We start from the raw sequence: 11,622 nt of genomic DNA on the forward strand, positions 1-11,622 counted from the left end.
CTCTCCATGCTGACCTGTCATCGACAGTTCATCGAGAAGCTGCATACACTCCTGGCGTAAAACAATCGAGGTTGCCGACAGATGAACTAGCGGTTTCGTAGCCTTGAATTAAATGTTAAAAAAGTTTTCTCGACAGAGAAAGTATAGCCATATCATATCAGGAGCGCATATAATTGATGCAGATATTATCAAAGGACAAGGAGGTTTTATAAGGCTAAAATTCGTGATTAGATTAAACTTATTTTGATTTTTGAGACAAAAGGAAACAATTATGTGTTTTAAAGATTCTAAGTTGACCACAAATGCTGCTAAGAAGGACATCGTCTACTGGTCATTGGAAAAGCTAGACGATCTTCTGATTCCCGATGAGAAGCAGTATTGGGATAAATCGGCAGGCGCATCTTTATCTGCCTCTCCTACTAGTGTTGGTGTTAGTGCTAATGCTAGTGTTAATTCAAAAAAAGGAAAAATGTCACTCCGCGAAAAACTGACCGAAGCTGGTAAATTCCTCAAGAAGCAGAATAATCTGTGTTATGAAGATAATCCGCAAGCTCATTCCTACCTGCTCATTCGTTTGGTAGCTTCCGCCGGGACAATGTGGCCTTGGAGCGGGTATAAGGAAGGAATGGAAAATACTGCCTGGTGGGTAGGCGAAGGTAAAGATGTCACAGTGCTGGCTTATGGAAGTTTGAAGAATCTTCGGCAGGGGAGAGATCCAGATCCAGAACGTAAGTCAGAGTCTGATACGAGTACCTGGTACCCGTCTGTTATCACAACGGGCTATGACCTGATCAACGGTATCAAAGTTAACAGCGGTGAAGAAGAAGTGCCTGAAGGACTTGAAGTTCGAGCTCCGCTTGAGGAATGTTTTAATGGCGGTCTATTTGCAAGAGACGCACCTCCACTTGAAGGCCCTGGCATCTACGAAATGCTCCTTCGAGTTGATGGCGTGGATAAGGATACTCACAAGAGCGGGGCCGTATCTAAAAAGCCTATTGTGTATGGTAGTCCTATATGGGTAGCGCGAGCTTTAACACCTGCTCCTGGTGTGTATAAGTTGCACCAAGAACAACACCCTAACCCTGTAGGTATTCGGATTCAAGATATGACGTACGAGATGACGGGATATGCTCCTGGAGAAGGTTTGAAGGGGAATCTGAAGGGGAGCGAAATAGCTGGTAGCGGGCTCGATGCATACGGTGTCTGGGATGGAAAATCATGGATTAAGACTTACTGGGGCCGGGGTATTTATAGGATGGCTATCGATAATTCTGCAGATGTTCCTGAAACTCCACAAGGCTCTCCTAGCCTTACGGACGCGGTTAGCCTTGGTATTCCATTGAACTTGCGGAAGAAATTCTTCAAACGCTGGGAATGGGATAAAGCCCCTCTCCCATCGCGAGAACCGATTCCGGTGATTATAGGTTAGGCGCAGGGGCGCCCTAGTGCCGAAATCCCACCACCTCTTCCAGGTTTGTACGTAAATTTTTTATGCCAATAAGCTGCGCGTTTGCCCAGATAACCACCACTGGTGGCTCTGGTAGGTGCGCGGCTTTTCGGCTTTTAAAGGAATCGGAGTAAATTTCGCTTCTCGTGTGGGGCCCTTTCTACGCTAATCTGCTCAGAAGCCACATGTGTTTCGAAAAGCTACCAAATAGTAGCTTCTCGAAACACATGTGGCTTCTGAGCGTTTAAGATGTCTGCTCGCGCATAATGGAGATAAGCGGGAGACCCTGCTCTATAACGATGTGCACTACAACGATGTGGAGGACCACCCATGACCCCCAACGCGCTGAACCGCCGCTCAATACTGACCGGAGGCTCGCTCCTCGGCCTCAGCACCCTACTTGCCGCCTGCATGCCGCACGACATCACAACTGCTGGAGACGGATCCACCGCCTCCAGCACACCTGCCACCAACAGTAGCTCAAGCAACAGCGCCGGCAACAACGCTAGCAACGGCGAATACCGCAAAGCAGACGCCAAAGGCCCCGCCCAGAACGTCCCCAAACCCAACGCCCCCGAAGACGGCTACCGGGCAAAGACCCCCGAGGGCATCCTCAAAACCATGGATGCCTGGAACCAGTGGGCCAACTACGGCGTCCAAACCGGCGACTACAGCAAAGCCCGCGAATTCCTCTCCACCTCAAACGACGGAGAACTCAAAATCTACCGCGAAATAGAAGCACTCTACCAGCGCGGCGGATGGGTCATCGACGGCATCGAACACTTCGAACCCGAAGGCATACCCTGGAGCGACGACGGCCAAACCTACTACCTGAAAACCAGCCACGAATGGGACAAACACACCGAGGTGGAACCCGACGGCCGCCAAGAAACCTGGAGTAGCGACAAGGAAGAAGAAATCTACATCTTCGCCCTCGAACACCGCGATGGCAGGTGGCAGATCCTCTACTCCCGAATCGAAGCCTAACCGTACCGGCGTCTAGCCGCAATACATTCGCCTAGAAGCCACATGTGTTTCGAAAAGCCACCAAAGAAGTTGCTTCTCGAAACACATGTGGCTTCTCGCGCAAGAACATAAAAATTAGGGGAGAGGCCTGAACCTTCAGGACCTCTCCCCAAGCACCTATAAGGCACTAACGATTAGCGCGGGTACTCGCCGTACTTCACCATCGGAACCGGACGGCGCCAACGACGAACCATCATCACACGGTTAAAGGTGTACATACCACCACCGCGCTGAACCTCGCCAAATTTAGCAATCAGCTTCTTCTTCAGACCACGCCACAGAATGAAATAATCAATCACCCACAGCAGTATCGCGGCATACATCGCGTACACAGAACCGTAATAAATCGAAACGCCAACCTCGGACGACCCCGAAACACCCTGACCGATCCAGCCGCCAACCAGCAGAACCAACAGAACAATCAGCATGAAATCGCCCAGGTTACGGCGCGCATCCACGTAATCACGGATGTAACGACGCTGCGGACCCTGATCCACAAGAGGCAAGAAACGCTGATCACCGCCACGCAACGCCTCATTCTGACGAGCACGAAGCTTAGCGTTATCCTCACGCTCACGACGACGAAGCTCAGCACGCGCCTCACGATCATTCGCAAGCGCATGATCACCGCCGCCCACCAAAGGCTTACGACGAGCCGCCTCCCGCTCCTTACGCGAAGGAGTCGGACGGCCCTTCTTCGGGGTAAACTTCGGATCAACCGGAGCCTGCGGCTCCTCTACAACCTGCGGCTGAGCAGCTTCAGTCTCAGCCTTCTTATTCTTACGACCAAACACCCTCCCATCATACCCGACACACACAGATACACCCCCTCCACAACAAAACCACGTCAGAGCCTGAAACACCACAGCCCCACCCCACCGCAAGACCCCGAATAACACACCCCCACACCCCGCGATGTAAGGTAGAAACATGACTACTGAATTCACCCACCACAGCGCCCTCAACGACGCAATCAACGAACGATTCGAAGCCACCCTACAAACCCTCACCGACCTCGTCGCCATTCCCTCCATCGCCTGGGAATCCCACGACCTCACCCAGGTCGACCGCAGTGCAGAAGCAGTCGCCGCACTCGCCCGCAAGGCAGGCTTCGACAACGCACGCATCGAACGCGCCACCTACACCACCGCCGACGGCACCGAAAAGCAGGGCATGCCCGCCGTCATCGCCCAGCGCCCCGCCGCCGAAGGCTACCCGACCATCCTGCTCTACGCCCACCACGACGTACAGCCCGCCGGCAACCTCGACCTCTGGGACACCGAACCCTTCGTCGCCACCCGCAAGGGCGACCGCCTCTACGGCCGCGGCGCAGCAGACGACAAAGCAGGCATCCTCGTACACCTCGCCGCGCTCGCAGCCATCAACGAAACCCTCGGCGATGACTTCAAACTCGGCGTGAAACTCTTCATCGAAGGCGAAGAAGAAGCAGGCTCACCCTCCTTCGTCTCCTTCCTCAACACCTACCGCGACGAACTATCCGCCGACTACATCATCGTCGCAGACTCCGCCAACTGGCGCGCCGGCGTACCCGCACTCACCACCAGCCTGCGCGGCGTCGCATCCGGCGACATCGAAGTACGCGTCGGCAGCCACGCCATCCACTCCGGCATGTTCGGCGGCCCCATGCTCGACGCACACACCCTCATGGCACAGCTCCTCGCAACCCTGCACGACGCCACCGGTGCCGTAGCCGTCGAAGGCCTACACCGAGCCCCCGAACCCGAACTCGAATACGCCGAAGCAGACTTCCGCAACGACTCCGGAATCCTCGACTCAGTACCCCTTGCAGGCACCGGAACCGTCGCCTCCCGCCTGTGGACCCAGCCGGCCATCTCCGTCATCGGCATGGACATCCCCAGCATCGCAACCTCCTCCAACACCCTGGCAGTCCTCTCCCGAGCACGCATCAGCACCCGCCTAGCACCCGGCGACACCCCCGAAAACGCACACCGCGCACTCGCCGAGCACATCAAGGCCCACGCACCCCACGGCGCCGAGGTCAGCTACACCGCCGTGGATTCCGGCATGCCCTTCTCGACCGAGGTGGACGCAGACGGTGCGCAGACCGCCCTCGACGCAATGCGCGCCGCCTGGGACCTGGAACCCGTACAGACCGGCATGGGCGGCTCCATTCCGTTCATCGCCGACCTGAAGCAGACCTTCCCGCAGGCACAGATTCTGGTCACCGGTGTGGAAGACCCCGACACCCGCGCCCACAGCGCCAACGAGTCCCTCTACATCCCGGACTTCAAGAACGCAATCCTTGCGGAGGCGCTACTGCTCAGCGCACTCGGCGCTCGCTAAACGCGCTCGCTGACCAGCACCCACTCGGTTAGAAAGTTTCAGGAAGCGCGGGGGAGAAACATCCACAAAAAGTGGGGGAGAAAGGTCACAAACCCCAACCCCCACTTTTTCGGTATCCTAGAAGCAGAATTATTTGTCAAGCCCCCACACCAACACTCACGCCCCCGGCGAACTATGCACACCCTAGGTTGTACATCAAACACCCGGGCGCGTATCGTGAAGGCTAAAACACCCACACGCGGCGCACACGCGGCGCACACGGGCAACCAACAAAACAAAAGGACAACACCAATGAGTGCAACCACCATCGAACTGCCGACCCACGGCGTCAACCTCACCGAAGTAGCACAGACCAAGGTCCGCACCCTCCTCGAACAGGAAGGCCGCACCGACCTGCGCCTGCGCATCGCCGTCCAGCCCGGCGGCTGCTCCGGCCTCATCTACCAGCTCTACTTCGACGAGCGCGTCCTCGACGGCGACGCAGTCCGCGACTTCGACGGCGTAGAGGTCATCGTCGATAAGATGAGCGCACCCTACCTCGACGGCTCCACCATCGACTTCGAAGACACCATCGAAAAGCAGGGCTTCTCCATCGACAACCCCAACGCAGCAGGCTCCTGCGCATGCGGTGACTCCTTCCACTAAACCGAAGACACCCCGGCGCTAAGCACCACCAAGGTACATCACGCCTAGTAAACCCCCGTCTCGCATACTGCACCCAACCGTGCAGATACGCGACGGGGGTTTTACACTTAAAACATGACTACGCACGAAATCACCTGGAAATACATCCTCAACCAGCTCATCAAACACCAAAACCTCACCGACACCGAAGTCGCCTGGGCCATGGACCAAATCATGACCGGCCAAACCGAACAGCCGATCCTCGCGTCCTTCCTCACCGCACTACACTCCAAGGGCGAAACCCCCGAAGAGCTCGGCGCTCTCGCAGCCGGCATGATCGCCAAAGCCGAGACCGTCGACATCGACCCCCACGCCGTAGACATCGTCGGCACCGGCGGCGACCAGCAAAACACCGTCAACATCTCCACCATGGCCGCCCTCGTCATCGCAGGCACCGGCGCCACCGTTGTCAAGCACGGCAACCGCGCCTCCACCTCCAAATCCGGCTCCGCAGACGTCCTCGAAGCCCTCGGAATCCGCCTCGACATGCCCATTCCCGCCGTCGCCGAGTGCGCTCGCGAGACCGGCATCACGTTCCTGTTTGCCATGACCTTCCACCCGGCCATGCGCCACGTGGGCCCGACCCGCCGCCTGCTGGGTATTCCGACCGCGTTCAACTACCTGGGCCCCATGACCAACCCGGCCCGCGTGAAGTCCTCGGCAATTGGCGTGGCAAACCCGGTCATGGCTGAGAAGATGGCTCACGTCTTCGCCGAGCGCGGCGATCACGCCCTGATTTTCCGTGGTGATGACGGCCTGGATGAGCTGACCATCGCCACCACGAGCCGCCTGTGGGAGGCCGTAGACGGCGAACTGACCGAGTACCGTTTTGACCCGACCGAGTACGGTCTGCAGAACGCACCACTGGAGCAGTTGCGTGGCGGCGACGCCGAGTACAACGCGGGCGTTTTCCGTGCAATTTTGGCGGGGGAGGGCGAGGCCCCGAAGAGCCCGCTGCGCGCCATTCACGACGCTGTGGTGATGAACGCTGCCGCTGGCCTGGTCGCGTACCGCCCGACCAACGGCGAAAGCTTTGAGACCCGCTTCACGCAGGCTTTGGCTGATGCACGCGAATCTATTGCATCCGGTGCAGCAGAGCGTGTGCTCAATGCCTGGGTAGAGTTCAGCGAGAAGCATGCGGAGGACTAGAGAATCAGTAGCCAGAGGTGAGAGCCTCAGAGGCTGATTTCAAGAAGCCGGGCTGAGAAGAGCTAGGAGCTCTGGAGGTCGAAAGCTCTAGAAATCCTCTAGAAATCGATAGATAGCAGGCACCCGAGACGAACAGAGTGCACCGAAGGGTGCGGGGTCTCGGGTGCCTGTCGTTTACCGGGATGCGCCGCAGGGCGTGAACGGTCAGGCGTTCGAACGCATAGCTGCTGCGGATTGAGGAAGCTGAAGCGCGCGGAGTTCAGAGCAGTGGACGAGAACAGCGTAGTCGCACCACGAGGAGCACGGGCTCAATTTGCATCGGTCAGAGCGTGCCAGCCAGAGCGTAGAAAGCACCGGTGAGCATCCGGTGGGGTAGTGAAAAATAGGTCTACTTTACATAATGTATATTATCGGCTTTTTAGGGAGATTGATGAATACTCGATTCTGCCTTGTTGAACGCCGTCTTAACACTCGATGTATTCACCCGCATTTTCCGTCATAACCCATCCCCGCAGGCGCCCCACCTGACATAATGGGCGTAGGCCGCCGAGACATTGATGACTCAGAACCCGGTACGTCCGAGACGTGTTGAGTTCACACCCGCGCGGCACACATTCCGAAACTCCGAAGGAGGAAACATGGATTGGCTCTTCGAGACACCCTGGACGCTCTGGGTTGTTCTCGCCCTCGCCTTCGCCGTTATTGAGATGCTCAGCCTCGACCTGTTCTTTCTCATGCTGGCGATCAGTGCAGGCATTACCGCGGCAATATCGCCCTTCGTGGATAACATGCTCATCCGAACCGTTATTTTCGTAGTGATCTGCCTGATTCTGGTTCTTGGCCTGCGCCCGCCGCTACTCAAGAAGCTCAATCGGTCGGCCGGTAACACCGCCACCAATGTCGAGGCGCTCATCGGGTCTGAGGTGCGCATCACTCAAGATGTTACTAGTGAAAGCGGTTTGGTTGTACTGGCTGGCGATACGTGGACGGCGCGTACCGTATCCGGAACGCTACCCGCGGGAAGCCTCGCGAAGGTCAGGTCCATTGATGGTGCCACCGCAATCGTAGAGCCTCTCCCCCACAGCTAATACCCACCTGAATACCGGCTCTAGAAGCAGATTCAGATACTCAAAAACACGCCATATAACACACCGATAAGGAGAAATAATGCCTATCAGCCTTATTCTGACGGTCCTACTCATCATCTTCGTGCTGACGATGCTGGCCAAGACCGTGCGCGTCATTCCGCAGGGACGAGCCGGCATCGTCGAACGACTGGGTAAGTTCCGCGCCGTTCTCAAGCCCGGCCTGCACATCGTCATCCCCGTGGTTGACCGCGTGCTACCCCTCATCGACCTGCGCGAACAGGTGGTTTCCTTCCCCTCGCAGTCCGTGATTACCGAAGATAACCTCGTGGTCGGCATCGACACCGTCGTGTACTTCCAGGTCACCGACCCCCAGGCCGCAACCTACGAAATCACCAACTACATTCGCGCCGTGGACGAGCTGACCAGCGCAACCCTGCGTAACGTCGTTGGCGGCCTGAACCTGGAGCAGACCCTCACCTCCCGCGATCAGATTAACGCGGAGCTGCGCGGCGTGCTCGACTCCACCACCGGCCGCTGGGGCCTGCGCGTCTCCCGCGTGGATATCAAGGAAATTCAGCCTCCGGTGTCCATCCAGGACTCCATGGAGAAGCAGATGCGCGCTGAGCGTGACCGCCGCGCAGCAATCCTCACCGCAGAAGGCCAGAAGCAGTCTGACATTCTGACCGCCGAGGGTGAATCCCGCGCCGCCATCCTGCGTGCTGAGGGTGAAAAGCAGGCACAGATTCTGCGTGCAGAGGGCGACGCACAGTCCGCCATCCTGCGCGCAAATGGCGAGGCCGAGGCCGTGCAGAAGGTCTTCGCCGCCATCCACGAGGCCAACCCCAGCCAGCAGCTTCTCACCTACCAGTACCTGCAGACCCTGCCCAAGCTCGCCGAAGGCGACGCCAACAAGCTCTGGTTCATCCCGACCGAGCTCGGCGATGCACTGCGCGGCCTCGGCAACGCATTCGGCACCCTGCCCGCATCCGACCTTGCGGATGCACCCGCAAAGTCCTCCGCCCCGAAGGCCGAGGGTCAGAGCTACGGCATCAACAGCTAGCAGGCACCTAAAAAATTCATAGGGTTCAACCCCTGCACAGTGGGCGGGCGGAGACTATTACCGATATAATGGATGTTTTGTAAACGTTCGAGGGAATAGCTCTCCCCCGCCCAACGTTATACCTGAAGCGCCGCCCGGCGCACACGACGGACACTGGAGGAAAAATGAGCGATCGTAGCCTGCGCGGTATGCGCCTGGGTTCCCAGTCGATGGAAACCGAATCGAACGTGCAGCCGGCACCCCGCCAGCGCGTCGAGTACCGCACCGCAGACGGTGACCGTGTTTTCGTGACTTTCGCGGCCGAGGCAGAGATTCCCCCGGTCTGGACCGCAAAGTCCGGCAAGGAGGCATTCCTGGTCAACGGTGATTCCACCGCCAACGCCGAGGATGAGAAGCCTGCACGTACCCACTGGGACATGCTCATGGAGCGTCGCAGCATTGAAGAGCTGGAGAAGACCCTGGAGGAGCGCCTGGAGTACTACCGCAACCACTTCGCGGTCTAAGGAACGTCTAGATACGTTAGGGGGCCTTTCAGCGGCATGTGAGCCGCCGAAAGGCCCCTTTTGTGTACCCCGGATGCCTTCCTGCCCGTTCATGTGCGAGAGGCGTTAGGGGCTCTCAGAGGATTCCAACAGAAAGGGGCCGGGGCGGATGCTCGTAATGCGCATCCGCCCCGGCCCCTCATATGAGGTTGGGTTATGACCCGGGACTACTTCTTGCCCAGGGCCTTCTTCAGCTTCTCCGCGTGGCTCTTCAGGCCCCAGCGGGTCACCTTCGACATCGAATCGAAGATGATGTTGCCGTCCATCTTCGAAGCGCCCACCTCGCGCTCAACGAAGGTAATGGGCACCTCGACAATCTTCAGGCCGGCCTGCTCCGAACGCCACGCCAAATCCACCTGGAACACGTAGCCCTTCGAGTCAATACCGTCAAGGTTCAGGCGCTGCAGAGCCTCACGGCGGTACGCACGGAAACCAGCGGTAATGTCCTTGATGGAAGTGCCCAGCACCATGCGGGTGTACAGGTTAGCGCCGCGCGAGAGAATCTGGCGGTGAACCGGCCAGTTCTTGGTCTTGCCGCCGGGCACGTAACGCGAACCAATAGCCAGGTCAGCGCCCGCCTCAACGGCGCGCACCAGGGAGGGCAGCTGCTCGGGCTGGTGGGAGCAGTCAGCGTCCATCTCAATCAGAATCTCGTAGCCTGCCTCAAGACCCCAGTCAAAGCCCGCCAGGTAGGCGCCGCCCAGGCCGTCCTTAACGGTGCGGTGCAGAACGTGAATCTGAGGGTCCTTTGCCGAGAGCTCATCAGCGATCTGGCCGGTGCCATCGGGGCTGTTATCATCCACCACGAGAATATCTACCTCGGGAGCTGCCTTGCGAAGACGCTCCACCACAACCGGTAGGTTCTCCTTTTCGTTATACGTCGGGATGACAGTCAGAACGCGCATAATACTCTCTCACGTGTGCATATAAAACGGGCAGTGTAGATTCCCAGTATACCGGTTAACTATGTGAGCGACGGTGCGCAATGGGGCATCTGGGCATTTCATTTCCTGTAAAAGGTGGTGGACTAGCCGAAAAAATCATTTACTTTCAGTGTAAATAGACTCAAGAATGGGTAGGGGCGAGTCGTCGTCCAGGACCGGAAGCAGCGGAATCCGGGCGCGCGGATCGGTGCTCCACGAGGCAACGCGCGAATCCGGAGCCTGAACCATCAGCGCCTCCACACGCCAGCGCGTTACGAAGGCCGGGGTATCCGGTGCCAGCTGGCCCATAAACGGGTTCTCCTCATGCGCCAGACGGTACACGCCGCGGGTCAGCGCCGCAAACGCGCTACGCGCAGACACGCCGTGCTCATCGTTCACCAGCGCGCGCACCAGGGCCCACGCACCCGGCGCAAACAGCTGGGTATCGGAACCCAACGCAATCGAGGTGCCCGCAGCGTTCGCGCGGCGCGCAACCGAAGCCACCGACTCCTGGCCCTCTCCCCCGGCGGCCAACGTGGCCAGCGCCTGCACAGCCTCATCGTCCTCGTCAGACTCCGGCTCGCACACGCTCAAACCCAGGTGCACGCGGCCCTCGGCCAGCTTCTGCAACCACTCATCGCTAATGGGATCCTGAGCCGTGCTGTACGCCGCGTCCAGGCGAATCGGAAGCCACGGGCGCTCCCCGCGAATCGACAGGGCGGCCTCTGCGGCGGCGGCAAAACCTTCGGAAGCGTCAATCGACAGAACCAGCGCGGCATCCTCGGCCACCTGGGCGTAGCGCTCCGCCAGCCCCGCGGGAACGTGGATGCCCGTCAACGACAGACCCGGTAGCGCGCGCGGGCCCTCGGTCAGCGGACGCAGCGCCTTAATCGCGCTCACCAGCTCCTCAAGGTCGACGCCCGCCCGCTCACGGCCCTTAACCCGCGGGCCCGAAGCATCAAGAATCAGACGGATATCCGCCGGGCCGTGCTCCTCGATGTTGTGGCGCAGGGCCGACACCAGATCCGCCGCGTCATCCATGGAAGCCAGCAGGGTGTGGGTGTGGTAACCCACGGCGCGGTAGACGTCCAGGTACTCGAGAATCTCGACGGGCTCCTTACCGCCCACCGGCGCCAGGGCGCGAGCAAAAGCGGGAGTCAGCAGGGCCCCATCGAGCTCCACCACCTCGGTGGACTCATCGGCAATCGAATGAGCACCCGCATCAGAACCAACCCAGCGAACGACGCCGTCCTCCGTCAAAAGAGCCGTGGCATAGGGGTCGACGGGGCTGTACACGCTACCGTCCACAAAAATACGGGTAGACATTAGAATCCTTTCGCCATTGAGGTGCACTGAAAGCGCGCAGGAGGGCGGGCAC

At 58.7% G+C, this 11,622-nt stretch carries 11 protein-coding genes; 8 read left to right on the top strand and 3 right to left on the bottom strand.

The annotated features are described in order from the left end of the window. Positions 1-292 precede the first annotated feature (292 nt). Together ADJ95_RS09330 and ADJ95_RS08385 are read left to right on the top strand one after the other, a co-directional pair. On the top strand, positions 293-1,429 hold the full coding sequence (locus tag ADJ95_RS09330) for a hypothetical protein (protein WP_160310631.1): 1,137 nt from the start codon (positions 293-295) through the stop codon (positions 1,427-1,429). Positions 1,430-1,777: 348 nt separating this feature from the next. Then, positions 1,778-2,434: a DUF6318 family protein gene (locus ADJ95_RS08385; protein WP_049334178.1), complete on the top strand. Its 657-nt coding sequence runs from the start codon at positions 1,778-1,780 to the stop codon at positions 2,432-2,434. A gap of 173 nt (positions 2,435-2,607) precedes the next feature. On the opposite strand, the gene ADJ95_RS08390 is transcribed toward ADJ95_RS08385, so the two are convergent. Further along, positions 2,608-3,267 carry a DUF3043 domain-containing protein gene (locus tag ADJ95_RS08390; RefSeq protein WP_049334179.1) on the bottom strand — a complete coding sequence of 220 codons (660 nt, stop codon included), beginning with the start codon at positions 3,265-3,267 and terminating at the stop codon, positions 2,608-2,610. Between the two features lie 136 nt (positions 3,268-3,403). Here ADJ95_RS08390 and ADJ95_RS08395 point away from each other — a divergent pair, with 136 nt between their 5' ends. The 6 genes from ADJ95_RS08395 (at position 3,404) to ADJ95_RS08420 (ending at position 9,282) form a co-directional block, all read left to right on the top strand. Beyond that, positions 3,404-4,798 (top strand): M20/M25/M40 family metallo-hydrolase, encoded by a 1,395-nt coding sequence (locus ADJ95_RS08395; RefSeq protein WP_049334180.1) that lies wholly within the window; start codon positions 3,404-3,406, stop codon positions 4,796-4,798. Positions 4,799-5,089: 291 nt separating this feature from the next. Then, the gene (locus ADJ95_RS08400) at positions 5,090-5,443 is read left to right on the top strand and encodes a HesB/IscA family protein (RefSeq protein ID WP_044150446.1); all 354 of its coding nucleotides are present in this window, start codon (positions 5,090-5,092) and stop codon (positions 5,441-5,443) included. 114 nt (positions 5,444-5,557) lie between these two features. Then, positions 5,558-6,631 carry an anthranilate phosphoribosyltransferase gene (gene trpD, locus ADJ95_RS08405; RefSeq protein ID WP_049334181.1) on the top strand — a complete coding sequence of 358 codons (1,074 nt, stop codon included), beginning with the start codon at positions 5,558-5,560 and terminating at the stop codon, positions 6,629-6,631. Positions 6,632-7,269: 638 nt separating this feature from the next. Next, positions 7,270-7,719, top strand: coding sequence for an NfeD family protein (locus tag ADJ95_RS08410; protein WP_049334182.1), 450 nt, complete (start codon positions 7,270-7,272; stop codon positions 7,717-7,719). 79 nt (positions 7,720-7,798) lie between these two features. Next, the gene (locus ADJ95_RS08415; protein ID WP_049334183.1) at positions 7,799-8,779 is read left to right on the top strand and encodes an SPFH domain-containing protein; all 981 of its coding nucleotides are present in this window, start codon (positions 7,799-7,801) and stop codon (positions 8,777-8,779) included. A 164-nt stretch (positions 8,780-8,943) separates the two neighbouring features. Further along, complete coding sequence (locus ADJ95_RS08420) at positions 8,944-9,282, top strand: RNA polymerase-binding protein RbpA (protein WP_049334184.1); 339 nt, start codon at positions 8,944-8,946, stop codon at positions 9,280-9,282. Between the two features lie 206 nt (positions 9,283-9,488). On the opposite strand, the gene ADJ95_RS08425 is transcribed toward ADJ95_RS08420, so the two are convergent. Both ADJ95_RS08425 and ADJ95_RS08430 read right to left on the bottom strand, forming a co-directional pair. Next, positions 9,489-10,226 (bottom strand): polyprenol monophosphomannose synthase, encoded by a 738-nt coding sequence (locus tag ADJ95_RS08425; protein WP_049334185.1) that lies wholly within the window; start codon positions 10,224-10,226, stop codon positions 9,489-9,491. Positions 10,227-10,361: 135 nt separating this feature from the next. After that, complete coding sequence (locus tag ADJ95_RS08430) at positions 10,362-11,570, bottom strand: amidohydrolase (protein ID WP_049334186.1); 1,209 nt, start codon at positions 11,568-11,570, stop codon at positions 10,362-10,364. Between the last annotated feature and the right edge of the window lie 52 nt (positions 11,571-11,622).

It is taken from the genome of Rothia mucilaginosa (genome assembly GCF_001061665.1).
Taxonomy (GTDB): Bacteria; Actinomycetota; Actinomycetes; order Actinomycetales; family Micrococcaceae; genus Rothia; species Rothia mucilaginosa_A.